The following is a 24445-nucleotide window of genomic DNA, read 5'->3' on the forward strand; positions in this document are numbered from 1 at the left end:
AGGCAGGGCTTTTGGCGTCAATGGCGGTTACTTCATGCGGGCCAGCAGCGCCCACTTCCGCTCCGACTTGCGCTTGTACTTGGGCAGCCCCCGGTAGATGCGGACCGCCTCGGCGTAGGCATCCGCCGCCTCACTCTTGCGGCCCATCAGCTCGTAAAGCTGACCCAGCCGGTAATAGGCTTCGCACGAGGACGAGTGCACCTCCCGGAACTGCTGCAGATACCGCACCGCCTTCTCCGGGTCGCTGGTCTTGAAGGCCTCACCCAGCCGCAGGTACGGCTCGCCGTAATGAACGCGGGGATTCAGCTCCAGCCCCTGCAGGATCGAGGCCTCGCCGCCTTCGGTATCTCCCGTCTTCAAGCGGCAGATTCCGGTCTCCACCAGCACCTCCGCCGAATCATCCATAACGGGCAGCACCTGCTCCAGATAGTCGAGGGCTTCCCGGTACTTCTTCTTCTCCATGAGAAGCCGTGCGGCCTCCAGCTTGCTTCTCGTATCATGCGGACGGCTTTCCAGCTCTCTTCGGACTGCCGACAGCCTCCGGTTTCGCTTGAAGGGCCGGGTGATGCTGGGGCTAAGCCCGATGAACCGGCGGTCCAACACATAGAAGATGGCCAGAATGACCACAATTGCGATGAAGGGATTGCCGATTAGGCGCCATAAGATCAGAAATAAGAAGAACTTCCCCACTTGCCCGCCTCCTGTTCAAGGAATTCCCTTCCATCTTACCATGGCCCGTTGCGGGAAGAAAGGACTCCTTGCGCCAAAAATCGGCACGTGCAGCAGGCGGGGCGGCCTTGCGGTGGCCTATACCTCGGGGCGAGCCCCAGTCTCTCCACCGCCCGCTTCCTTAGCGAACGCTCCGAATACGGCACCCTCGGACAAATCCCGCTCCGTTTCCCACAGACGCTGCTCCATCGCCGGCGCCACGTCGGCGAAGTCCAGCACCTCCCGCTCGAACTGGGTTCGGTTGCAGCCCCCCTCCCGCTCCTGCTGGGTGAACCACTTGTCCGTCACATCGGCAAAAGCCTGCCGCAGATCATTGTCGTACCAGTCCAGCTCCAGCTCCTCCTGCTTGCGGATCAGCTTGGCCAGCGTCAGACAACCGTCCTCCCCCCGGACGAACCAGGCCAGCATGGGGGCTTGTTCGTTCACCGGCCACACCTTGACTTCACCGAACAGAATGCCGTCGCTTGGAATCACTCGGGTAAACTCCGCTTTGCGGATATGCATGGATTACGCCTCCGTTCTCGGTATACAGCTTCCCAGGTAGGATTTCCCGGAGAAAGCCCCATTATTACCAGCAGTCACGGCGCGCATCCGGTAAGCTGCGATTCACCACGCGTCCGGTCTATGGCCTGGCCCACCCTGCCGTGGTACAATGAATTCCATCCGTCATGCCCCAAAAAAAGGAGCTCGTATCATGAATAATCCACTCGACAATATTATGGGCGTCACCGAAGCCTCCGCCCGTTGGGGGCTCACCCCCGAAGCCATCATCCGTCTCTCGCAGGAGGGGAAGCTGCAGGCGCTGCACCTCCCGGATGCCGGAGGGGTATGGGTGCTGGTGAAGGACCAGCCCGCACCGCTGGCCGCCGAGACTGCCGCAGCCGAAGCACCGAAGCCGGCGGCTCCGAAGCGCACGGCTGCTGGCGATAGAGGCTCCAGCATGCACAGCCGCCTCCGGGACGCGCTGTACGAATAAGCCGGTGCAAGGAGGGACGCTTGCAATCGCCCTCCCGCAGGTATATAATGACCATGGTCATAAATGACCTCGGTCATTTTTTTTGTGCAGAGAGGGGTGGATCCGTTGCTGCGGGATGCCAAGAAGAAGCAAACCAAAGATCTGATTATCCGCAACGCCATGGGACTGTTCAAGGAGAAGGGCTACGACCAAGTGACGGTAGAGGAAATCGCGGCCATGTGCGGCATCGCCAAGGGAACGTTCTTCAACTACTTCCCCAAGAAGGAGCATCTGCTGCTGGAGGTGTCCGGATCCTATATGCCGCTGTTGAGCCAATGGATCGGGAAGCACCGGGAGGGCCCTCTGAAGGAGCGGCTGCTTCTCATCCTCCGGGAGGTGCTGGGGGTCTATGTCAAGCATGCGGGCGTGCTCCGGGTCACGCTGATCGAGACGATCCGCGCGGCCATGGAGAGCGGAAGCGAGAGCTCCAATCTGATCTTGTTCCAGGAGGCCATCCGGTCGGTGCTGGAGGAAGCCCGGAAGGAAGGGTCGCTCCGCATGGAGACCGACTGCGGGAGCTTGGCCTCAGTCATCGTCGGTGTCCTTGTGCATACCGTAGTTACCCGGGCCACCTGCCTCGATCCGGACGAGCTAATGAAAACGCTGCGGCTACAGCTGGACCTGATATGGGGAGGCATCGGCCGTGAATAGATGGAAACGGCTTTTGCTGCGCAAAAGGGTGCTCCTGCCTCTCTTGATGATCCTGTTGATATACGGCAACAACAGCTCCCTGCTGGCGGTGAGGCATCAGGAACATCCCATGCTGCTGGCCCATAGGGGATTGGCCCAGACCTTCACCATGGAGGGAATCACCAGCGATACCTGCACGGCGCAGCGCATCTATCCGCCGGAGCATCCTTATCTGGAGAACACCATCCCCTCTATGGAAGCAGCGTTCCAGGCGGGGGCGGACATGGTTGAGCTGGATGTGAAGCCGACCAAGGACGGACAGTTCGCCGTCTTCCACGACTGGACGCTGGGCTGCCGGACCAACGCGGAGGGAATGGCGAAGGATTACACCATGGCGGAGCTCAAAACGCTAGACGTCGGCTACGGCTACACCCCGGACAATGGCAAGACCTACCCGTTCCGGGGGCAAGGAGTCGGACTGATGCCCTCGCTTGACGAGGTGCTGGAGCATTTTCCCGGCCGGGCCTTCCTCCTGCATATCAAGAGCAACGACGCGGAGGAGGGCAGGATGATGGCCCGCTTCCTCGAGCGGCTTCCCGAGGCGGAGCGGAGCAAGCTGGCGGTATACGGAGGCGATGAACCCATCGCCTCCCTTCAAGATGCTCTGCCCGGTGTCCGGTCCATGTCCAAAGCAACCATGAAAAGCTGCCTGATCCCCTACATGGCCGTAGGCTGGACCGGTTACGTTCCCTCCGCATGCCAGGGCACGGAGCTCCATCTCCCCGAGAAGATCGCATCTTATCTATGGGGCTGGCCCAACCGGTTCCTGAACCGGATGGATGGCGCGGACACCACGGTCATCGTCGTTGGGGGCGACGGCAGCGACTTCTCCAGCGGATTCGATACGCCGGAGGATGTGGAACGCCTCCCAACAGGGTATTCCGGGGGAATCTGGACCAATCGGATCGACCGCATCGCGCCCTTGTTTCCCAAGCGGTAAGGCTTCCACCAGGAAGAAAAGAGAAGGACAGCCCGCAGCGGCTGTCCTTCTTCTTGCTTATGGGGCCTTGCGGTCATCCATGAACAGCACGTTCCAGCGGTGTCCGTCCGGGTCGGCGAAGCCGGCCCCGTACATCCATCCCTGGTTCTCCGCCGGAGCCCCATAGACGGTCCCTCCCGCTGGAACCACGCGGCTGATCAGCTCGTCCACCTCCGCCCGGCTCTGGGCGCCGATGGAGATGAGAACCTCCGCTCCTTGCCTCGCATCCGCAACGGGACTACCCGTGAAGCCGCGAAAGGTGTCCTCCGGGAACAGCATCACATTCACCGCCGGCTCCCCGACGACCAATGCTGCCATGTGTGCGTCTTCCCCATGGCGGGGGTGTATAAGGAAGCCTATCCCCTTGTAGAATGCCTTGGACCGGGCCATATCCTTCACAGGCAGATTAATCCATAACTCCTTGGACATCGTCCTCACGCTCCTTTTCCTCTATTATGGACCCATTTGGAGCACAAGATTTCTTTGGAATGACTGTTTCGTGGAAAAAAACCTCAAAATCAATCCTTGCCCCTATTCTGTATATGATATATACTGTTTACATATTAAGCAGTTTGGAGGCATTCGTCATGATCCCTGCTATTGAGTGTAATCGCTTGGGCAAGAGCTTCGGCAGCCAAACGGTTCTCGACGGAATCGACTTAACCGTTCCCCAAGGCACCGTCTATGCCCTGCTGGGTCCTAACGGGGCCGGCAAAACCACCCTGATCCATATTCTCTCCACCTTAATCCGGCCGGATCAAGGCACCGCCCGTATAGCTGGATATGATACGGTCGGCCGGAAGGAGGACGTCAAGCGCTCCATCAGCCTGACGGGACAATTCGCCGCCGTCGACGGTATTCTGACCGGCGAAGAGAATCTGCGCATGATCTGCCGGCTGTCCGGGCTGTCGGCCAAGGAGTCGCAGAAGCGCACCGCCGAGCTCTTGGAGCGCTTCGAGCTGCAGGCAGCCGCCCGCAAGCGGGTATCCGCCTATTCGGGCGGCATGCGCCGTCGGCTGGACCTGGCCATCAGTCTGGTGGTCCGGCGTCCCGTTCTGTTCCTCGACGAACCGACGACCGGACTGGACACCCAGAGCCGCAGAGCCCTCTGGGAGATTATTCTGGAGCTGGCCCAGGAGGGAAGCACCGTATTCCTGACCACCCAATATCTGGAGGAAGCGGACCGGCTTGCTGACCGGATCGCCGTCCTGGCCGGCGGGCGTATCGTCGCGGAAGGCACCGCCGATGAACTGAAGTCCCGCGTGGACGGTGTGGTGGTGAATCTGAACAACCGGCAGGGAGACGAGGCATTCCGCCCGATGCCCACGGACGGCACGCTCCGCTCGGTCTGCCGAGTTCTGCAGGAAGCCTCCGCCTATGCCGACCCGGACGCCCTAGTCAGCATCAACCGGCCCAGCATGGATGACGTGTTTATGGCCCTGACCGGCGGGAACGGAAAGGGAGGAAGCCTATGAAGATCCACACGACGCCCCAGCCCCCAACGTTCTGGACGACGAGCTCGGTCTTCATCGGACGCAGCCTTCGTCACAGCCTTCGTGACTCCGAAGCATTGGCCATGTCGATCATGCTGCCGGTGATGCTCATGCTCCTGTTCACCTATGTATTCGGAGGCGCCATCGATCCCTCCGGGCGCTATGTCCACTATGTCGTACCCGGCATCATCCTTCTCTGTGCAGGCTTCGGCTCCGCCAGCACGGCCGTCAGCGTATCCAACGATATGACGAACGGCATCATCGACCGGTTCCGGACCATGCCCGTGCACAGCATCGGGGTGGTGACGGGACATGTAGTCTCCAGTGTGATCCGGAATATGATCGCCACCGGTGTCGTCATCGGCGTGGCGGTGCTGCTCGGGTTCCGCTCCTCTGCGGGCCCTGCCGCATGGGCAGGCGCCATCGGCATGATCCTGCTCTTCATCCTCGCCATCACCTGGCTTTATGCCGCCATCGGCTTGGCTGCCGGAAGCTCGAACGCCGCCAACGGCTACGGCTTCATTCTGCTCTTCCTGCCCTACCTCTCCAGTGCCTTCGTGCCTACCAGCACCATGCCGGGTTGGCTGCAGGGCGCAGCCGAGCACCAGCCCATCACGCCGGCCATCGAAACCATACGCGGACTTCTGACCGGTACCCCGGTACACAACAGCGCCTGGCTGGCGGCAGGCTGGTGCAGCCTCATTCTGCTTATCGCCCTCCTGTGGAGCCTATGGCTCTTCCAACGGAAAGCCGGACGTCGTTAACCACGGCGCACACCAAACCCAAAACGGCCCGGAGTGTATACTCCGGGCCGTTTTGGGTTTGGTGCCTCTCCGGTTATCGCTTGCCCCTGTTGCAGATGTAATGCTCGATGCCGTCCAGAATCCGATCCAGACCGAAATCGAAATCGTCGCCCACTCCGTTCTCCTCCGCATCCTCTCCCGTATAGGCGCCCGATTGAATGAGCGGATACAGGTCCGGGTACTCCTCCGGTTTGACCAGCAGACGCAGGGCGTCATTGTAGCTGATCCCGCTGAAGGCTTCGGGGCTGGATCCGGACCGAAGGGCCAGCTCGAAGTCCCGTTGGATGATCCCGACCGAACGGGCATAGCTGCTGAGCAGGAGGAGCATGGACATCTTCTCGTAGGAGTTCAAGGGAAGCGGACGCATGATCCGGAGAGCCCAATCTACGATGCGCAGCTGATTGGGGGTCGTCGGCGCCCCGAACAAGGGAATATCTCCGAACCAGGGATGCTTCTTGAATACGCCTACTGTGTACGCCACATACTCGCGCATGCCCTGGCGCCACTCTTCTTCCTCCGTTCCCGCCGGGATATCCGAAGCGCTGACGGCATCCTGCATAAGCAGCAGCAGATCCTCCTTGCTGGGGATATACCGGTACAGCGACATGGCCGTGTAACCCAAGGCCGCTGCTACCCGACCCATCGACACCGCTGCCAATCCGTCCTGGTCGGCGATGGCGACTGCCGTGTCAATGATCTGTGGAATGCTGAGCTCCCGTTTCGGCCCCCGCTGCGGCTGTTTCCCCAAGCCCCAGCTTAAGGCGATGCCGGGCTTCAGCCGGGATAATGCTTCTGCTTCTTTCTTCTCATCCTCTAGCATGCTGTTCATGGCTCCCGGTATAGTGTATTTGATATACAGTATACCACAGCAGGAGACGGGACGCGTTTACTCCGGCATGCAGCAGCCGGCAACCACCGCTTCCGCCCCTCTTAGATGTCGAAGCTCTCGGAGGATAAGCTGCTGTAGAAGCGGCCCGACTCCGCCGTAAACTTCAGCACGCAATAGTCCGGATCCGTCACGCCAAGGGAGTAATACTGCGTATCGCCCTCCCTCCAGATCAGCTCCTTGGACGCCGCATCCTCCAGCACCTCCATGGTGCCGAGGAGCATGACGCCGATGAAGCGCTGCTGGTCGCAGAAGTAGACGCTGGCCCGGGGATTGACGCGGAATTGCTGCACCCGCATGGATGACGTATTAGTCGTAAAATAACAGGTTCGCAGCCCCTCGCGTACCCGGGGAGCCAAGACGGCTTTAATGTTCGGATACCCGGCCGAGTCCACAGAGCCGACAAAAGCCGTGCTCTGCACCCCGATCAGACGCTCCGCCCGTTCCTTCACATTAGACATGGGAATCACACCCCTTCCAGAATCTCTCAATCTGGAACAAGTATACCCAAGCCCGATCTGCCCGTACAGTACCCACTTTTTCGTGGGTATGGCGGGCTAGGAGCTGGGGAAGGGGTGCTGCTACCCGATAAACCCCTTGACCCGCAGGAAATCCTCCATGCCCTGCTCCCGCATCAGCTCTACCCCGATGCTCTGCATGATGGTGACCGCCTCCAGCAGCCGGCAGCCCCGCTCCGTCAGTCCGTATTCCACCTTCAAGGGATACCCCTCGGACGTGCTCTTCCATACCATGCCATATTCGCCCAGCTCCTTCAGCTGCTCCAGGAGCATCTTCTGGGAAATCCCCTCAATATCCCTCTCCAGCTGAGAAAGCGAGGCTGCTCCCTTGCCCAGCTGCCACAGAAGAATGGGCTTCCACTTGCCGCGGGTAATATCATGGGTAAGCTCCAGCGGACACGTATACGACTCCCTGATCTTCAACGAACGCACCTCATCTACACCGTAATGACCACATTGCCTCTCTTATGTCCTTCCTCTACATACCGGTGGGCCTCCGGAATCCGCTCCAGCGGATAGCTGCGTCCGATGACCGCCCTAAGCTTACCCGCCTCCATCAGCTCCCGGAGCTGCGTCAGATCCTCGGGCAGCACCTTGGCGATACCTTGGCCGACCACGGAGACATAAGTCCCGTTGGGTGCCAATGCCGGTTTACAGCGGGCTTTGGAGGTTTTGCCCACGGCATCGAAGATCAGATCGTAACGCTCTTGGCCCGAAGCGTAATCGCCCTTGGTATAATCCATCACCCGGTCTGCCCCCAGCGACTTCACGAAATCCTGGTTGGCCGGCCCGCAGACCGCGGTTACCTCCGCACCGAAGATCTTAGCCAGCTGAACCGCCGAGGTCCCAACCGCTCCGGACGCCCCGTAGACGAGCACCTTCTGCCCCTCCCTGAGCCTCCCTTTCCGGTAAAAATGCAGGGCCGTCGTCCCGCCGAACAGCACGGCCGCCGCTTCCTCATAAGTGGCTTGGGCCGGCATGGCGGCCACCAAGCCATTCTCAGGCAGGCAGACATATTCCGCATAGCCTCCAAAATTCATCCCGGTCATGGCATAGACCCGGTCCCCTGCGCGGAACCGCTTCACATTGCGGCCGACCGCTTCAACCACCCCGGCCAGCTCCACGCCGAGAATCGGCTTTCGGGGCCTCCGCAGCCCCAGTACCAAACGCATTGGAATCCACATCAAGAGCGGACTGTTGAAGCTGCGGACTCGGCAGTCCCCGGACGTCACAGTCGTCGCATGGATGCGCACCAGGATCTCATGATCCTTCGGTGCGGGCTTTGCCACCTCTTGAAGCTGAAGCACCTCGGGCGGTCCGTAATTCGTGCATACCATCGCTCTCATATGTGGCCTCCTTTATCCCTTGTTTACCATTCAGTGTATCCGCTCCCGGTCCGGGACGGTAGATACTAAAGTAGGGTTAGGAACCGGTTCTGATGCGGCTCTTCCGGGGATCGGGTTACGGCAGCAGCCCCAGCTCGCGGGCCCGGGCCACGGCTTCCGTCCGTCTCCCCGCCTGAAGCTTCCCGAAGATGTTGCGGTTATAGCCCTTGACCGAGCTCAAGGCCAGATGAAGCCGGTCGCAGATCTCCTGGTTCGAGAGGCCGTCGGCAATCAGCCGGAGAATTTCCAGCTCCCGGGGGCTGAGCGGCTCAACAAGGGACCGGGCCGAAGACACATCCTTGGCGGCCGATGAACTTTTCATAACCTGCAGCAGCCTGCCGGTATAAGCCGGCATGAAGCCGCCGGCAGCGGCGGCGGACAGCAGCTCCGCCATGGGCGGTCCCTCATCGGCGAACAGCCGGATGAAGCCGCCGGGCTCCGCCTTGGCCAGAGCCCTACGGAGCACCCGCACCGCGTCCGGGGTTGCTCCCTCCTGCAGCAGGGCCAGCGCCAGCAGAATCACGGCCTTCAGGACCTCATCCTCCCATTCTTTCGCCTCCGCGTGCTCCAGGTAGGGCCGCAAAATCGCCAGAGACGAGGACGTTTCCCCTAGGGCCAGCCGGACCCGGGCTGAGATCAGAGGCAGATCATGCCTCGCCGCCAGCCGTTCTGCATCCGTCCGATTGCCCTCATGAAGACACAGCTGCACCTGAGCGGCAGCGACAAGGGGGAGCTGGCGTTCCGCATACTGCCGGCGGGCAAGATGCTCCGCCTCCCCCAATAACGAGGCGGCGGCCGACGGCTCTCCGCCGGCCAGCTTCAACCGGGCCAAGATGAGGTCGCCTGCGACCACCCGGTCCGTCAGCTCCAGCTGCCGGGCCAGCCGGAGGCTCTCGAGCCCATGCTCCAGGGCGGACTCCGGCTCGTTCCACTCATAACGGATCCTTGCCAGCCCCAGATGGGCTTCGCAAGCCGCCGGCAGCGGCGGGTCGCCGGCCAGCTCCAGGACAGCCCGGTAGGTTTCGGCAGCGTGGTGGAGCTGGTTATCCCCCTCCTGAAGCATGGCGAGGCCCAGTGTCGCCATCACTTCGATGATCCGGTGACCGAGGGTCCTGCTGGAGGAGACGGCTTCCTTATACGCCTGAGCGGCCGCCGCACGATCCCCCAACAGCTGACGGGCATAACCCAAAGCCCAGGTGGTCGCCGTGCGCACCGGCACATTGTGGGGGTGAAGATAGGCCAAGGCCCGGTTCGCCTCCGCAAGGATCACGTTGGCATCGTGCCTGCTGACGGCAAGCGTGGCCCGGATGGAGGCGATATGCCCCAGAAGATCGCGCTCCGCCTCCTTGACCATGCTGTCCGCCTGCGCTTCAATGGCTCTCTCCGCCGCTTGAAGCTTCGACTCCACTCCTGAGGTCTGGCCGGCCAACAGCAGACCGGAGGCATAGATCACCCATAGGGAAGGTCTTGCATCCAGCTCCGGCACAGAGAGCGATTCCAGCCACTGCAGGACGGGCATAACCGCCCCCCGGAAAATCAAGGGCATTCCCTTTCCTTCCGCCAGGCTGGCGGCCCGCTCCGTGCTCTTGGCCGCAACTGCATGCTGGAATGCCTCCAGCTCCATACCGTTCCGCTCCAGCCACAGGCTGGCCCGAAGATGAAGCTCAGTCGGGTCGGACTGCTGCTGCAGCCGTGCCCTCAGCATATCGGCGAAGAGATGATGATAGCGGTACCAGCGCCGTTCCTGATCCAAGGGAATGACGAACAGGTTAGCTACCTCGAGGGCTTCCAGAATCATCTGTCCGCTTCGGCTGGAGGAGGATGGACTAACCTCCCAGCCAGGACCGTTCACAACGTCGCATAGCTCGCCGCACATCCGGTCGAGAATCGAAGTCTGCAGCAGGAAGGTTTGTATTTCGGGCGGCTGGTGCTGAAGCACCTCCTCGACCAGATAATCCAGCAGATAGACATGGCTGCCGCCGAAGGAATCGAGCAAGCCGGCTGCATCCGGATTCGACTGAAGAGAGAGGGCAGCCAGCTGCAGGCCCGCTGCCCATCCCTCCGTACGCGACCAGAGGGAACGGACCTGCTCTTGGGCCAGCTTCAGCCCCATCGTTCGGCGGAAGAACCCTTCGGCCTCGGAGAGCGAGAACCGAAGCTCCGGCACCCGGAGCTCTGCAAGCTGGTTGCGTACCCGAAGCCGGGCCAGAGGCAGAGGGGGATCCTCCCTCGTCACGAGGACCAGGCTCAGCTGAGGCGGCTGGTGCTCCATGAGATACGACATCGCTTGGTGAACCGCCTCAGAGCGGACCAGATGGTAATCGTCCAGCACGAGGATGAAGGGCTTCGCCAGCGAGACGGCTTCATTGATCCAGGCGGCCAGGACCGATTCCACCGAAGGCGGCTGAGGGGAAGAGAGCAGCGGCAGCAAGCCGTCCCTGCGGTTTTGCCTTAGGGATTGAAGGGCAGCGTGAAGATACGTCAGGAAGCGGTAGGGATCATTGTCCGCCGGATCGAGTGAGATCCAGGCGGCCTCCTTGCCGCACCCGGCCAGCCATTCGCTGACCAGCGTCGTCTTGCCGCTTCCGGCCGGCGCCGAGACCAGGGTTAGCTTCCGGCCGATCCCTTCGTTAAGCCGATCGCTTAACCGCTCGCGCGGCACCAGGCCGGACCGCAGCGCAGGGATGAACAATTTGGTCGCTACTAGAGGATCCATCATGTCCGTATGCCGTCAAAAGCCATATGGACCAGACGTTCCACATAGTCCCCATCGATCCTTGCGCCCGTGATCAGCAGCCGGTAGAAGATCGGCCCATAGATCAGATCGATGCAGGTATCCGCCTCGACGCCCGCTTTGAGCTGGCCCCGCTGGATGCCCCGCTCCAAGAGACGCCGCGCCTCCTGCCGCCTGGGCTGGAAGTACCGTTCCCGGTATGCCTCCGCCAAGCCGGAGTCAAACTGGCCTTCGCCCACCAGCTGCGCCAATATGCTTCCCTCCCGGCCGGTCAGGAAGCGGGCCAAATTCGAAGCGTGCTGGATGACATCGTCGTATACCGCCCCCGTATCCGGAACCGGGAGCCTTTCGGATGCCGCCGAGAGGTAGCCGTCCATTACGACGGCAGCCTTGTTAGGCCACCATTTATAGATCGTAGCCTTGCTTACTTTGGCGCGGTCTGCGATTTTCTCCACTGTCACTGCGCCGAAGCCGTGCTCCAGCAGCAGCTCGTAGGAAGCTTCAAGAATGGAACGCTGGGTTTGTTCGCTGCGCGGACGCCCTCTTTTGCCTTGCATGCTCATGCCCTCCTGCTGAAAAATCAATACGATACGTTCAGTATATCGAATAGAAGAAGGAAACAAAAGGGTTTTTGCCTATTTACAAAACCGAACGTTCAGTATATTATAAAGTCATTCATTTATTGAACGATACGTTCAGTATTTATTTTCAGTGAATCGGAGGATGATGTTGTATGAAAAGCTGGCTGATGCTCCTGTTGTCCGTCTCCTGCGGCCTTATCGTCGCCAATCTGTATTACGCCCAGCCTCTGGTCGGTCCGATCAGCGCCGATACCGGCCTTCCAGCAAGCGCCGCGGGACTGATCGTCACCTTGACCCAGATCGGATATGCCGGAGGCCTGCTGTTTATCGTTCCCTTAAGCGACAAGCTGGAAAACAGGCGGCTTATCTCGATCGTTCTGCTTGCAGCCGTCGCCGCTCTGCTGGCGGCTGCCTGGGCGCCGCGTGCGGTGTACGTGCTGGCCGCAGCCTTGCTTCTTGGCACCGGCTCGGTGGCAGCGCAGATTCTGGTACCCTACGCCACCCACCTGGCTTCCGAGGAGCAGCGAGGCCGTGTGGTGGGGAACGTCATGAGCGGCCTGCTGCTCGGCATCATGTTCGCCCGCCCGGTTGCCAGCTTTGTGGCGGATTCCTGGGGCTGGCGGAGCGTCTTCACAACATCGGCTGTGATTCTCACACTGTTGACCCTTCTTCTCTCCCGGGCGCTTCCCCCGCGCCGTCCTAAACCGCTGGTTCCTTACCGGAAGCTGCTGGGCTCCCTGCTGCCGCTGCTTCGGCACACTCCGGCTCTTCGCCGCCGCGCCATCTACCAAGCCTGCCTGTTCGGCGCCTTCAGCCTCTTCTGGACGGTGGTCCCTCTGCGGCTGACGGACGAATTCGGCCTGTCCCAGAGCGGCGTCGCCTGGTTCGCATTGGCCGGTGTCGGCGGCGCGGCGGCCGCTCCCATTGCGGGGAGGCTGGCGGACAAAGGCTGGAGCCGCATATTGACCGGCGCCGCCATGGGTACGGCAGTCCTGAGCTTAGCGGTCAGCCTCCTGATCCGGGGGCATTCCACTGCGGAGCTCCTTCTTCTTGCCGCTTCTGCCATTACTCTGGATATGGCGGTCTCCGGCAATCTGGTCCTGGGCCAACGTGTGATCTTCTCCCTGGGCAGTGAAACAAGAGGAAGATTGAACGGCCTCTTCATGTCTATCTTTTTCTTGGGCGGGGCTGCCGGCTCCTCACTTGGGGGATGGGCGTACGCAGCGGGCGGCTGGACGGCAGCTATGGGCGTTGGCGCCGTGCTCCCCTTAATCGCGCTGCTGTATTACTTCACCGAGCATACAAAGCCCCTAGAGCAGCCGGCGTGACAAAAGGACGCGGACTTTGAAGAGTCCGCGCCCTCTTTTATTATACGACTGAAGGTTAGGTCCGCCGCATATACGCCTGCACCGTCAGCGGTGCGAAGATGGCCACGATCACGGCCGCACCGATCAGGGAGATCACGGCATCCATCCCCATGGTTCCGGAATTGGCCAGCTCCCTTACGGCTGAGACCAAGTGGGAGATCGGGTTCAGCTTCACGAACCACTGGAGCCAGCCCGGCATGGTATCGACGGGGACGAAGGCGTTGGAGAGGAAGGTCAAGGGAAACAGCACAATCATGGAGATCCCTTGGACACTGGACGCCGTACGCGCAATTACCCCGAAGAAGGCAAAAATCCAACTGATGGCCCAAGAGCATCCGACTACCAGAACCCCGGCAATAACCACGTACCCTAAGCCTCCGTCTGGCCGGTAGCCCATGAGGTACCCCATGGCCAAGGTGAGGATCGTTGCGATGGCATACCGGATCGTATCTGCCAGCAGAGCTCCTGCCAGCGGTGCGATTCGTGCAATCGGAAGAGATTTGAACCGGTCGAAGACCCCCTTATCCATGTCCTCGCGGAGCTGGACCCCGGTTACGATGGACGTGGTGATGACGGTCTGGACCAGGATGCCCGGGATGATGACCGGCAGGTAGCTGGCTACGTCCCCGGATATGGCGCCGCCGAAGATATACGTGAACATCAAGGTGAAGAGGATCGGCTGCAGCGTAACATCGAAAAGCTGCTCGGGGGTGCGCCGGATTTTGAGAAGACCCCGGTAGGCCATGGTCAGAGAGTTTCGGACCGACTGGACGAAACTCGTATGGTTTTTGAGCGGACGGATGTGCGCTTGCTTAGCGGCTGCTTGGCTCATACGATCGCCTCCTTCGCGGCGGTGTCTGATGTTTCGTTCGAGGGGACGCCATGGCCCGTGATGGCCAGGAAGACTTCGTCCAGTGAGGGCTTCTGCACGCTGATCTCTGCCAGATGGATGCCTCCGGTACGGAGGGCCAGCAGCAGGTCGGTGACGCGGTCGGCGTCCGCCATCGGCGCTGTTAATTTGGCGGCTTCGGCCGATACGCTGGAGCGGACCTGAAGCACCTGCTCCACAATACGGCGGGCTTTATCGGTGTCTTGGGGATTCTGGACCCGAAGGTGGAGCGAGGAGGTTCCGACGGAAGCCTTCAGCTCATCCACGGTTCCCTCGGCCACGACGTGCCCGCGGTCGATCACCGCGATCCGGTCCGCCAGCTGATCCGCCTCGTCCAGGTATTGGGTGGTGAGCAGCACGGTGGAACCCGTCTTGACCAGACGCCGGATCGTGTCCCACATCTGGGAGCGGGTCCTCGGATCCAGACCCGTGGTCGGCTCGTCGAGGAAGATCAGAGGCGGCTGCGCGATCAGGCTGGCGGCCAGATCCAGCCGCCGGCGCATCCCGCCGGAGAAATCCTTCAGCGGCCTGCGTGCCGCTTCGGTCAGGCCGAATTCCTCCAGGAGCTCCGATGCCTTGCGGCGAGCCTCCGCCCGTCCCAGGCCCAGCAGCCTGGAGAAGATGATCAGGTTCTCCGTTGCGCTGAGCGACTCGTCAACCGACGCATACTGGCCGGTCACCCCGATTAATTGGCGCACGATCTGCGCCTCCTTCACCACATCATACCCGAAGATGCGCGCCTTCCCGGCATCCGGCCGGAGTAGCGTCGCCAGCATGCGGATGGTTGTGGTTTTCCCGGCGCCGTTCGGCCCCAGCACGCCATACACCGAACCGGTACGGACCTTCAGGTCCACGCCGTCCACCGCTTGGTTGTCCCCGAATCTTTTCTTCAGTCCGATCGCTTCTACCGCCCAATCTCCGCTGCGGGAGATGGCATCTCTTTGCATTTGATCCATTTTATTGCCCTCCTGTCCGTCTCTTACAACAACGATCATAACCCGTTTCCTTAAACGCAATATAAACCGGCCGCCGTTCCACATGCTCACTTTCATACTTTACATTCTATAGATTTTGGTGCGGCGCAAAACCTTCCGCAGAACGGTATTGCCCTCCGTCCTTAGGCTGAGCGCCTGGTACGTCTTCCGTCACCGCACGCATCTTGGCAAAGACGCGATCCTGTGATACTTTGAAGGTATTGTATCGGCTTGAAGCACATGCCGCTTTGATTCGGACCCGTCGGGTTCCGGAACGGAGCGGTTTTTTTGATTGAATTAGGAGGGGTTGAGCATGGGATTGTCGTTCGAGGAGGCTTACGAGCATTGGATGGAGCAGCAGAAGAAGGAGGAGAGAAACCCAAGAAGGCGGGAGCTGTTGAACAAGGGTTTGAGTTATGGCACAGTGGCTTTCTTACGCTCGGTCTGGTTTCCTGCAATCGGAAATTTGGATCACCTGCTGGCTGAATATGAAGTCCGCGATATGAACAACCGTTACCGCTATCTGGATCTGGCCTATATGCCCGGCAGTGCAAAAGGATGCATCGAGATCCAGGACTACAGCAGTCATGCACGGGACATTGACACGGGCCGATTCAAGGATCTGTGCCTGAAGCAAGCAATGCTCGCGTTGGACGATTGGCATTTCCTTCCCGTCGCATTCTTGTCCATCCGCGAAGATCCGGGTGTCTGCAAACAGATGATTCTTGCCTTTGTCGGCAAATTTCTGTCGGTGGACACCGGGTCATCCTGCTTAAATTGGGCGGAAGCTGAAGCGTTACGTTATGCCCGGCGCATGGTGCGCCCCATCGAACCGAAGGAACTGGCCGCGCACCTGATGTTGTCCGATAACCGGACAAGAGTGCTTCTTCGTTCGCTCGTCTCCCGGAAATTGCTGACGGTGGCAAGCGGATCCCAGCGCTATCGCACTTACCGGCTGGGAACCGACCTCCAGTAGATAGCGAGCGGGGCGGTTTGCGCGGGAGGTAGCGGCTTGCGCGGGAGTAGTAGTTAGAGGGAGTGGTTTGTTCAGAGGGAGTAGCTTGCAAGGAGGTCGTAGTTGGTACGGGAGGCAGCTGTTGTACGGGGAATGGTCCGCGCGGGGAATAGTCTGCGCCAGAGTAGTGGTTGGTTGGAGCTCTAACGGTTGCCACGAAGCTTATTCGCACTTCAGAAGGCGAGTTCCCCTTCTAACGGTTGTGATGGAGCTTATTGTTGCTAAACGCCCCACAAAATGCAGTAAAGCTGTAAAATAGCACACCTGACAACCGTTAGCACAAGAATCCACGGATTATCGCTCATATAGCTCCTGTGGCAACCGTTAGCGCTAGAAACCCGTAGAATATCGCACACATAGCTCTTGCAGCTACCGTTAGTGTTCGATTCCGCGGATTATTGCTCATATAGCTCCTGTTGCATCCGTTAGACGTGAGCCTCCCACCAAGGCAGGTGCAACCGCCGTAATGTACCTCTCCCAGCCCAAACTCCATATCGACGATCGCTGGGGATACGCTTCCTCACATACTCCATGAGTAGTTGGTACGGGGAATAGTCTGCGCCAGAGTAATGGTTGGTTGGAGTTCTAACGGTTGCCACGAAGCTTATTGGTACTTCAGAAGGCGAGTTCCTCTTCTAACGGTTGTGATGGAGCTTATTGTTGCTAATCTCCCCACAAAATGCAGAAAAGCTGCAAGATAGCACCCCTGACAACCGTTAGCGCTAGAATCCACGGATTATCGCTCATATAGCACCCCTGGCAACCGTTAGCGCTAGAATCCACGGATTATCGCTCATATAGCACCCCTGACAACCGTAAGCGCTAGAATCCACGGATTATCACACACATAGCTCCTGTGGCAACCGTTAGCGCTAGAATCCCGCGGAATATGTGCACATAGCTCTTGCAGCTACCGTTAGCGCTAGAATCCGCAAAATATCGCGCACTTAGCTCTTGTGGCAACCGTTAGACGTGAGCCGCCCCCACGGCAGGTGTCACCGCCGTAATGTTCCGCTCCCAGCCTAGACCCATAACGACGCTCCCTGCCTACGCTTCCTCGTGTACTCCGAGTCTAGCAAACTACCAACCGTTGGCAAAAATGTGTTAAACTCTACATTGGAGGTGCGGCCTATTATGAATATAGTCAAACTGGAAGGACTTACGCTGCTGGCGGACGATGTAGCTCGATTGGCGCGGTTTTACCAGGAGGTTCTGGGGTTTGCGATTGTCATCGAAGAGGAGCATTACGTAGAGTTCAGCAATTCGGGAGTGAGATTGGCCATCTGCTCCAAATCGCTTATGGCGGACAATACCAATGGCTATGCTTCTTTTCGGGAGAGCCGCAAAGGACAGGCCGTCGAGCTTAATTTTCAATGTGCTTCGCCGGAACAAGTATACGCGTTGTACGATGAATTCGTCTCCAAGGGGGCCATTGACATCACCGCACCCCAAGTCAAATCTTGGGGGCATACGACCGGTTTCTTCGGCGATCCCGAGGGAAATGTACATTCGATTTTTGCGGTGAATCCCACGTAAAATCTCCCCGCCCGTTTACCTCCACACCAACGAGGCAAAAAAAAGAAGCACCCGAAAGGGTGCTTCTTGCTTCTCTTATATGGAGCCTAGGGGGATCGAACCCCTGACCTCATCGCTGCCAGCGATGCGCTCTCCCAGCTGAGCTAAGGCCCCGAACGGTTCCGGCTGTAGTGCCGGACAAGTTCTAATTATACATACCGAGGCGGGGGAACGCAAGAGGGGTCCCCTGCCTTTTTTAGGAATCGGCCTGGTTCTTCATGAGGATCTGGGTGAGCTCTTTCATGAACATATTGATGTCCTTGAACTGGCGGTACACGGAGGCGAACCGCACGTATGCCACCTCGTCCACCGGATAGAGCTCCATCATGACGATCTCCCCGATCGCCCGGCTCTCCACCTCGGCCATGGCCGTGTTGCGGAGCTGCTTCTCCACCTCGGAGACCATCATCTCGAGGCGCTCGATGGAGACCGGCCGCTTCTCACACGCCCGGATAAGCCCACGCATCACCTTCTCGCGGCTGAATTCCTCGCGGCTGCCGTCCTTCTTGATGACCATGAGCGGAGTTTCTTCCACCATCTCGAAGGTAGTGAAACGCCGCGCACACTTCTCGCATTCTCTTCGCCGGCGGATGGATTTGTTCTCGTTGGCGGCCCGTGAATCCAGCACCTTCGTGCCGGGATGATCGCAATAGGGACACTTCATGGGGCGTCCTCCCTTCCGTTGATCGATATTACCAATGGTTACCTGACTGATCTCCCCGAATTCGGCACACAATACAACTACCAACCGACAAGGAGGTGAAAAACAAATGGGCGCAGGACAATCCCGTAACAGCAACGTTCTGGTTGTTCCCCAAGCAAACCAAGCTCTGGACCAACTGAAATATGAAGTGGCTCAAGAGCTGGGTATCGCTATCCCGCAAGACGGTTACTACGGTAACATGGCTACTCGCGACACTGGTGCCATCGGGGGTCACATTACCCGCCGCCTGGTGCAAATCGCTGAGCAGCAACTCGCTGGTCAATTCAAATAATTAACGGCATGATAACGTATTGCCCGGGAAGCATCGGATCAAGGCTCTTGAAGAAGAGCTGGTCCGGTGCTTCTTCGGGTGTTAGCTTCCATATAGATCTTGATATTTCTTGTAATAATACATGACCTTCGTTACATATTTTCTCGTTTCCCAGAAGGGAATCTGGTCGATACTCTCCAGACGGCCGTCCCATATCTCATTGTACAGCCACTTGTTGACGTTTCCTTGTCCCGCATTGTAGGACGCCACCGCCTTCACCTGATCCCGGCCGAATTGCTGCAGCAGAAACGCCAGGTAGGCGGTCCCCACTTGGATGTTCACCTGCGGAACCGTCAGATCCTCCAGCTTGTAGCCTCGGAACCCCTCCCGCTCGAAGATCCACTGCGCCGTATCCGGCATGACCTGCATCAGTCCGACCGCACCCTTATGGGACGCCAGCTCCGGCTTGTAGTTGCTCTCCACGCGGATCACCGCCGCCACCAGGTACGGATCGATACCAACATTCGCCGAAGCCGTAGCGATTTCCTGCTTATAGCGGATGGGATACATCAGCCTTCCCAACCAGTCGCTCCGGTAGAAGAGAATAAGGACCAGCATCATCAGGATTAGAGCGAACCACCGTTTCTTCCGGGGCTTCCTCATGCCAGCCCCTTGCGCTTCCAGAACCGGTCCACCTGCTCCTCGGTCTCTTCCGGCAGGCCGCTGTTGTCAATGACATGATCCGCCCATTCCTTCTTCCATTCGATCGGCATCTGGGCTTGAATCCGCTTCGATGCTTCCTCCTGGCTCAGCCCGTTGCGCTCCATCAGCCGTATCAATTGAAGCTCGGGAGGGACATAAACCACCAGCACCTCCTGAAAAAGCTCCTCCAGCTCCGACTCGTACAGGAGAGGCACATCCACCACCACAAGCTTGTCCGGCGCCGAGCGCTCATACTCCGCCATCCGCTCCAGCATCAGCTTCCGGATGGGGGGATGCAGGATGCCCTCCAGCTCCTTCCGCTTCTCCTCGCTGCCGAATACCAGCTTGCCGAGCTCCTGGCGGTTCAGAGTGCCATCCTCCATGAGCACGGCTTGTCCGAATACACGGACCACCTCGGCCAAGGCCGGGGCGCCCGGTTCCACCACTTCTCTTGCCAACCGGTCGGCATCTATCAGAATCGCCCCGCGGCGAACGAGCATCGAGGAGACGGTGCTTTTGCCGCAGGCGATACCTCCTGTTAATCCGATGTTCAAAAAGATTCACTCCCATAATTCCTTCATATCAGCCGTTACGGACGGCTTCCGTCCCCCGGTCACATCAGCTTCATTACTCCGATCAGGATCAGGATGAATCCCGGCAAGATCGACAACCGCTTCACCCACTTGGCGTTGGAGTACAGAAGCCCGACCCGCAGGCCTAAGGTAATGAACGTTCCGCACGATAAGGCGATGACGACAGATGTCAGCACCGGCGGATAGCCGATCAGGGCGGCACCGATGCCGGCCCCGAAGGCGTCCAGCGACAGCGCGATGCCCAGCCAGGCCGCTTCCCGGGATGAGATGGTTCCGGAACGGTCCAGGTCCGCGGCTGCAGGCGTCTTCAGGATCTGGATGACCAGCCCGAGCCGCTTCAACTGGATGGTCAAGACCCTCGGCTCTTCCGCAGGCACAGGAGCCTGCTCCTTCTCGGCCGCCGCCCGGTCTTCCTCATCCTGGCGCTTCTCCTGAGTAGCCACCTGATAGACGGCCCAACAGCCGATGGCCATCAGAATAACCGCCCCAATCATTGTAGCCAAGCCCGGTGAAAAAAATGCGGCGACATAACTCCCGATCCGCATGGAGCTGAAGAACACAAGACCCGACATCAACGCTATGATCAAGATGGACATGGCGGGAATACGAATCCGGCGGAGACCGTACATGGCGCCAACGCCAAAGCCGTCCAGACTTAAAGCGAGGGCCATGATGGACAGCGACAACAAATGCGGCACGAAGAACCCCTCCCTCTGATGGGACTGTTGCGAGGCCGTTACTGGGTACGGTCCGCAAGGTCTATCCCATCATATGGGCGTTCTCCGCGATGCGTGCATGAGAGACTGTCCCGTCCGCTCCGAAGTCCGCGTTACTTCTTGTCCCGCTTCCTGACCGGCCGCTTGCCCTTAAGCTTCTGGCAATGAGGGCAAAAATGGGTGCCTCTGCCCCCCAGCACGGTCTTCTCAATGGGACGTCCGCAGGTCCGGCAGGGTTCATTCTTCCGTCCGTACACCACGAGCTGGAATTGAAATTCGCCCCGCTCCCCCTGTCCGTTCACATAGGACTTCACCGAGGAGCCTCCCGCTTCCACCGATTCCTGCAGCGTGGACACGATGGCTTCATGAAGCTTCGCCAGCTCCTGTCTGGAGAGGCTGTCCGCCTCCCGGGCCGGATGGATCCCGGCCTTGTGCAGCGCTTCATCCACATAGATATTGCCGATGCCCGCCACCACCTCCTGGTTCAGGAGGAGCGGCTTGATCTTGGTGGATCGGCCCTCGATCCGCCTGCGGAAGGCCTCCGTGGTAAATTCCGGCTCCAGCGGCTCCAGCCCCAGCTTATGCAGCGGGGGAAGAGTCCATTCCTCTCCCTTCAGGAACACGTCCATGGTGCCGAACTGGCGGACATCCTTGTAGCGCAGATCGGTCCCGTCCGTGAAGTGGAACAACACATGGGTATGGAGCTCCGCCGGATCGTCCGACGGGTACACCCCGTAGCGTCCCTCCATCCGGAGATGGGAGACCAGCACGTAATCGTCCAGGAGGAAGCGGAGGAACTTGCCCCGGCGTTCCACCCCGTGTATGGTTTGGCCCTCCAGCAGCCGGGCGAACGCCTCCGGCTCCTCCGGCCTCCGAATGATCCGCGGCAGGCGGACGGTGACGGAGGCGATGGTCTTGCCTGCGACCAGTCCGTTCAGCGTTCTCTTGACCGTCTCGACCTCGGGCAATTCCGGCATCCGAGACCCTCCTCTCCGACCGGGTATCCCCGGCATGCATCATTTTTATTTCGATTCGTACCAGTTGGTGCCGGTGCTGACCTCGGCCTTCAGAGGCACCTTCAGCTCAAGTGCCTTCGACATGACCTCGGGCACCAGCTTCTGCATGATCTCGAATTCCTCCTCAGGCACTTCGAAGACCAATTCGTCATGGACCTGGAGCAGCATGCGGCTGGCCAGCTTCTCTTCCTTCAGCCGCTCCGCCATCCGGACCATGGCCAGCTTGATGATGTCCGCCGCGGTTCCCTGAATCGGCGTATTCATGGCTGTCCGCTCCGCGAAGGAGCGGAGGTTGAAGTTCGAGGCGTTGATCTCGGGAAGATAGCGGCGGCGGGCCAGCAGGGTGGTGACATAGCCGTCCCGCTTGGCATGCTTCACGATATCGTCCATATAGGCACGCACGCCTTGGAAGACGGCGAAATACTGCTCGATGAACCGGTCAGCCTCCAGCCGGCCGATGTCCAGGTTCTGGGACAGGCCGTAGGAGCTGATGCCGTATACGATACCGAAGTTGACGGCCTTGGCCTGGCGGCGCATATTGGCGTCCACCTGATCGGCGGACACGCCGAAGACGTCCATGGCGGTCTTGGTATGGATGTCCATATCCAGCTGGAAGGCTTCGATCAGCTTCTCGTCTCCCGAGATATGGGCCAGCACCCGCAGCTCGATCTGGGAATAGTCCGCCGCCACGATCCTCCAGCCCGGCTCCGAGGGGACAAAAGCCTTGCGGATCTTGCGTCCCTCCTCCAGCCGGATCGGGATGTTCTGCAGATTCGGATATTGGCTCGACAGCCTGCCTGTGGCCGCTATGGTCTGGCGGAAGTACGTGTGAATCTTGCCCGTCTCGGGCCGGATCTCCTTCAGCAGCCCTTCCACATAGGTGGACTGAAGCTTGGCCAGCGTCCGGTAGTCAAGGATGTAACGTACGATCTCGTGTTTGGAGGACAGCTTCTCCAGCACGTCCGCATCCGTGGAGTAGCCGGTCTTGTTCTTCTTGACGCCGGCGGTGGACAGGCCCAGGCGCTCGAACAGCACCTCGCCGAGCTGCTTCGGCGAATTGATATTGAATTCGCCGCCGCCATGCTCATAGATCTTGGCCATCAGCCCCTCCAGCTGAGCCCCGAACTCGGCCCCCAGCTGGTGCAGCACCTCCGCGTTGGTCTTGATGCCCGTCTTCTCCATATCCGCCAGCACGCCGGACAGCGGGAGCTCCAGCTCATGGTAGAGCTTATCCATGCCGAGCCTCTCCAGCTCCGCCTGCATGCGGACCGAGAGCTCGGCCACGGCGCGCACCTTGCGTCCCAGATGGGCGCCCAGCACGGCCTCCTCCGGCACCTGGTACTTGGCGCCCTTGCCGAATACGGCTTCATCGTCCTCTACGGACGGGGCCTTGTACTTCAACGCCAATGCGTGGAGCGACAAGGTCGTATCCGTCGGGTCCAGCAGATATCCTGCCAGGTGGACGTCGAAGGCGCAGCCCTTCAGAAGCATGCCCCTCCAATGAAGCGCCAGCTCCGCCCGGTGCTGGTCATAGATCCGCTTGGGCTTGTCCGCATCGGCCAGCCAGAGGCGAACCGGCTCGGCCTCGTCCGCATTCAGCACGTCGAAGGGCAGCACCACCGCTTCCCCATCCGCATAGAAAGCAACCCCAACCACCGTGGACAGATGGGGGTTCTCTCCGTACAACTCCACATGGACCGCTTCGATTCGGTCCAGCCCGTCCGCCGCAAAGTCCGCCACGTCCGCCGGCTTCAGCACCCGTACCGCCAGCTCCGCATTCCCGCCGGCTCCGGCCTCCGCCTCATCCGCCGCCAGGGAAGCCCCCGTCAAATCCAGCTTCTCCAAGAGGGACTTGAACTCCAGCTTGCGGAACATGCCCGCCAGAGATGCCGGGTCATAGCCTTGATACGCCATCCCGGTCCACTCCAGATCCATGGGCACCTCCCGGAAGATGGTGGCCAGCTCCTTGCTCATCCGGGCATCCTGCGCGTGCTCCTTCACCTTCTCCTTCATCTTGCCCGTCAGCTCGTCCGCATGCTCGAGGACGGCTTCGACGCTGCCGTATTGATGCAGCATTTTAAGGGCCGTCTTTTCTCCGACTCCGGGAATGCCCGGAATATTGTCGGAGGTATCGCCCATGAGCCCCTTCAGATCGATGATCTGCTGCGGGCTCAATCCGTATTTCTCCTGAATGGCGGCCGGATCGTACAGCTCCATCTCGCTGATGCCCTTGCGGGTCAGCGCAATCGTGACCTTATCGGAGGACAGCTGCAGCATGTCCTTGTCCCCGGTCACCACCAGAACCTCCATATCCTCCGCGGCGTCGGCCGCCTTGGTCAGCGTGCCGATGATATCGTCGGCCTCATAGCCCGCCAGCTCAAAGCGCCGGATGCCGAAGGACTCCAGCAGCTCCTTGATGAGCGGGAACTGCTCGGACAGCTCCGGAGGCGTCTTCAGCCGGCCGCCCTTGTATTCCCCGTATTCCTGATGCCGGAATACCACCTTGCCCGCGTCGAACGCAACGAGAAAGTGGGTCGGCTTCTGTTCTTCAATGAGCTTGAGCAGCATGGTCGTAAATCCATACACCGCATTGGTGTGGAGACCGCTGGAATTGCTTAACAGCGGCAGCGCGTAGAAGGCGCGGCTCGCAATACTGTTGCCGTCAATGACGATGACTTTGGACATAAGTTCGATCGCACCCCATTATTCCATACTATTGCCATCATAACACAGGAGACTCTCCTTATAAAATCCTCCGGCCGCGCATAAGGTGAATACATAGGCGCTGTGGATCCTTACGCCACCCGATCC

General features: G+C 59.7%; 26 protein-coding genes and 1 tRNA gene. 9 read left to right on the forward strand and 18 right to left on the reverse strand.

All coding sequences use genetic code 11. The features are described from left to right. Window positions 1–27: 27 nt before the first annotated feature. Entirely contained in the window at window positions 28–690 is a 663-nt protein-coding gene (locus ACSEXW_RS20015; RefSeq protein ID WP_438447947.1) for a tetratricopeptide repeat protein, read from the reverse strand. Window positions 691–807: 117 nt separating this feature from the next. Continuing rightward, window positions 808–1233 (reverse strand): hypothetical protein, encoded by a 426-nt coding sequence (locus ACSEXW_RS20020; protein ID WP_438447948.1) that lies wholly within the window; start codon window positions 1231–1233, stop codon window positions 808–810. 190 nt (window positions 1234–1423) lie between these two features. On the opposite strand from ACSEXW_RS20020, the gene ACSEXW_RS20025 reads away from it, so the two are divergent. The 3 genes from ACSEXW_RS20025 to ACSEXW_RS20035 all read left to right on the forward strand — a co-directional run bounded on the left by ACSEXW_RS20025 (window position 1424) and on the right by ACSEXW_RS20035 (window position 3374). Beyond that, a complete protein-coding gene (locus ACSEXW_RS20025; RefSeq protein WP_438447949.1) occupies window positions 1424–1705 on the forward strand; it encodes a hypothetical protein in 282 nt (93 codons plus the stop codon). Window positions 1706–1810: 105 nt separating this feature from the next. Further along, window positions 1811–2395 carry a TetR/AcrR family transcriptional regulator gene (locus tag ACSEXW_RS20030; RefSeq protein ID WP_438447950.1) on the forward strand — a complete coding sequence of 195 codons (585 nt, stop codon included), beginning with the start codon at window positions 1811–1813 and terminating at the stop codon, window positions 2393–2395. Beyond that, complete coding sequence (locus tag ACSEXW_RS20035; RefSeq protein WP_438447951.1) at window positions 2388–3374, forward strand: glycerophosphodiester phosphodiesterase family protein; 987 nt, start codon at window positions 2388–2390, stop codon at window positions 3372–3374. Before ACSEXW_RS20030 ends, ACSEXW_RS20035 begins: the two co-directional genes overlap by 8 nt. Before the next feature lie 57 nt (window positions 3375–3431). Here ACSEXW_RS20035 and ACSEXW_RS20040 read toward each other — a convergent pair whose 3' ends face one another. Next, window positions 3432–3842 (reverse strand): VOC family protein, encoded by a 411-nt coding sequence (locus ACSEXW_RS20040; protein ID WP_438447952.1) that lies wholly within the window; start codon window positions 3840–3842, stop codon window positions 3432–3434. A gap of 158 nt (window positions 3843–4000) precedes the next feature. Here ACSEXW_RS20040 and ACSEXW_RS20045 point away from each other — a divergent pair, with 158 nt between their 5' ends. Both ACSEXW_RS20045 and ACSEXW_RS20050 read left to right on the forward strand, forming a co-directional pair. Then, entirely contained in the window at window positions 4001–4888 is an 888-nt protein-coding gene (locus tag ACSEXW_RS20045; protein WP_438447953.1) for an ATP-binding cassette domain-containing protein, read from the forward strand. Next, entirely contained in the window at window positions 4885–5670 is a 786-nt protein-coding gene (locus tag ACSEXW_RS20050; RefSeq protein WP_438447954.1) for an ABC transporter permease, read from the forward strand. Before ACSEXW_RS20045 ends, ACSEXW_RS20050 begins: the two co-directional genes overlap by 4 nt. 73 nt (window positions 5671–5743) lie before the next feature. Here ACSEXW_RS20050 and ACSEXW_RS20055 read toward each other — a convergent pair whose 3' ends face one another. From ACSEXW_RS20055 to ACSEXW_RS20080, 6 genes are all read right to left on the reverse strand, one after another. Next, a complete protein-coding gene (locus ACSEXW_RS20055; RefSeq protein ID WP_438447955.1) occupies window positions 5744–6538 on the reverse strand; it encodes a TetR/AcrR family transcriptional regulator in 795 nt (264 codons plus the stop codon). A 101-nt stretch (window positions 6539–6639) separates the two neighbouring features. Beyond that, window positions 6640–7056, reverse strand: a complete 417-nt coding sequence (locus ACSEXW_RS20060; protein ID WP_438447956.1) for a pyridoxamine 5'-phosphate oxidase family protein — start codon at window positions 7054–7056, stop codon at window positions 6640–6642. 120 nt (window positions 7057–7176) lie between these two features. Then, the gene (locus tag ACSEXW_RS20065) at window positions 7177–7536 is read right to left on the reverse strand and encodes a winged helix-turn-helix transcriptional regulator (RefSeq protein WP_438447957.1); all 360 of its coding nucleotides are present in this window, start codon (window positions 7534–7536) and stop codon (window positions 7177–7179) included. A gap of 14 nt (window positions 7537–7550) precedes the next feature. Further along, window positions 7551–8459, reverse strand: coding sequence for an NAD(P)-dependent alcohol dehydrogenase (locus ACSEXW_RS20070; RefSeq protein ID WP_438447958.1), 909 nt, complete (start codon window positions 8457–8459; stop codon window positions 7551–7553). A gap of 115 nt (window positions 8460–8574) precedes the next feature. Further along, a complete protein-coding gene (locus ACSEXW_RS20075) occupies window positions 8575–11217 on the reverse strand; it encodes a winged helix-turn-helix domain-containing protein (protein WP_438447959.1) in 2643 nt (880 codons plus the stop codon). Further along, window positions 11214–11789 carry a TetR/AcrR family transcriptional regulator gene (locus ACSEXW_RS20080; protein ID WP_438447960.1) on the reverse strand — a complete coding sequence of 192 codons (576 nt, stop codon included), beginning with the start codon at window positions 11787–11789 and terminating at the stop codon, window positions 11214–11216. Before ACSEXW_RS20080 ends, ACSEXW_RS20075 begins: the two co-directional genes overlap by 4 nt. Before the next feature lie 176 nt (window positions 11790–11965). On the opposite strand from ACSEXW_RS20080, the gene ACSEXW_RS20085 reads away from it, so the two are divergent. Then, window positions 11966–13141 carry an MFS transporter gene (locus ACSEXW_RS20085; protein WP_438447961.1) on the forward strand — a complete coding sequence of 392 codons (1176 nt, stop codon included), beginning with the start codon at window positions 11966–11968 and terminating at the stop codon, window positions 13139–13141. Window positions 13142–13196: 55 nt separating this feature from the next. Here the strand turns inward: ACSEXW_RS20085 and ACSEXW_RS20090 are convergent, their stop codons facing one another. After that, window positions 13197–14012, reverse strand: a complete 816-nt coding sequence (locus ACSEXW_RS20090; protein ID WP_438447962.1) for an ABC transporter permease — start codon at window positions 14010–14012, stop codon at window positions 13197–13199. Then, the gene (locus ACSEXW_RS20095) at window positions 14009–15025 is read right to left on the reverse strand and encodes an ATP-binding cassette domain-containing protein (RefSeq protein WP_438447963.1); all 1017 of its coding nucleotides are present in this window, start codon (window positions 15023–15025) and stop codon (window positions 14009–14011) included. Before ACSEXW_RS20095 ends, ACSEXW_RS20090 begins: the two co-directional genes overlap by 4 nt. A 331-nt stretch (window positions 15026–15356) precedes the next feature. Here ACSEXW_RS20095 and ACSEXW_RS20100 point away from each other — a divergent pair, with 331 nt between their 5' ends. Both ACSEXW_RS20100 and ACSEXW_RS20105 read left to right on the forward strand, forming a co-directional pair. Beyond that, entirely contained in the window at window positions 15357–16019 is a 663-nt protein-coding gene (locus ACSEXW_RS20100) for a transcriptional regulator (protein ID WP_438447964.1), read from the forward strand. Window positions 16020–17192: 1173 nt separating this feature from the next. Further along, a complete protein-coding gene (locus tag ACSEXW_RS20105) occupies window positions 17193–17594 on the forward strand; it encodes a VOC family protein (RefSeq protein ID WP_438447965.1) in 402 nt (133 codons plus the stop codon). An 80-nt stretch (window positions 17595–17674) separates the two neighbouring features. On the opposite strand, the gene ACSEXW_RS20110 is transcribed toward ACSEXW_RS20105, so the two are convergent. Further along, window positions 17675–17747: transfer RNA gene (locus ACSEXW_RS20110), tRNA-Ala, on the reverse strand. 82 nt (window positions 17748–17829) lie between these two features. After that, window positions 17830–18297: a transcriptional regulator NrdR gene (gene nrdR / locus ACSEXW_RS20115; RefSeq protein ID WP_438447966.1), complete on the reverse strand. Its 468-nt coding sequence runs from the start codon at window positions 18295–18297 to the stop codon at window positions 17830–17832. A gap of 106 nt (window positions 18298–18403) precedes the next feature. On the opposite strand from nrdR, the gene ACSEXW_RS20120 reads away from it, so the two are divergent. Next, window positions 18404–18628, forward strand: a complete 225-nt coding sequence (locus tag ACSEXW_RS20120) for an alpha/beta-type small acid-soluble spore protein (protein ID WP_438447967.1) — start codon at window positions 18404–18406, stop codon at window positions 18626–18628. 81 nt (window positions 18629–18709) lie between these two features. Here the strand turns inward: ACSEXW_RS20120 and ACSEXW_RS20125 are convergent, their stop codons facing one another. The 5 genes from ACSEXW_RS20125 to polA form a co-directional block, all read right to left on the reverse strand. Next, window positions 18710–19270, reverse strand: a complete 561-nt coding sequence (locus tag ACSEXW_RS20125) for a lytic transglycosylase domain-containing protein (protein ID WP_438447968.1) — start codon at window positions 19268–19270, stop codon at window positions 18710–18712. Then, window positions 19267–19863 carry a dephospho-CoA kinase gene (gene coaE / locus ACSEXW_RS20130; RefSeq protein WP_438447969.1) on the reverse strand — a complete coding sequence of 199 codons (597 nt, stop codon included), beginning with the start codon at window positions 19861–19863 and terminating at the stop codon, window positions 19267–19269. The genes ACSEXW_RS20125 and coaE overlap by 4 nt, the downstream gene beginning before the upstream one ends. A gap of 59 nt (window positions 19864–19922) precedes the next feature. Further along, window positions 19923–20600, reverse strand: coding sequence for a sporulation membrane protein YtaF (gene ytaF, locus ACSEXW_RS20135; protein WP_438447970.1), 678 nt, complete (start codon window positions 20598–20600; stop codon window positions 19923–19925). A 131-nt stretch (window positions 20601–20731) separates the two neighbouring features. After that, a complete protein-coding gene (mutM, locus tag ACSEXW_RS20140; RefSeq protein ID WP_438447971.1) occupies window positions 20732–21595 on the reverse strand; it encodes a DNA-formamidopyrimidine glycosylase in 864 nt (287 codons plus the stop codon). 45 nt (window positions 21596–21640) lie between these two features. After that, window positions 21641–24319, reverse strand: coding sequence for a DNA polymerase I (gene polA, locus ACSEXW_RS20145; protein WP_438447972.1), 2679 nt, complete (start codon window positions 24317–24319; stop codon window positions 21641–21643). Window positions 24320–24445: the final 126 nt, after the last annotated feature.

Origin of the sequence: Oryzibacillus soli (assembly GCF_051594765.1) — a bacterium.
GTDB lineage: Bacteria > Bacillota > Bacilli > Paenibacillales > NBRC-103111 > Paenibacillus_AR.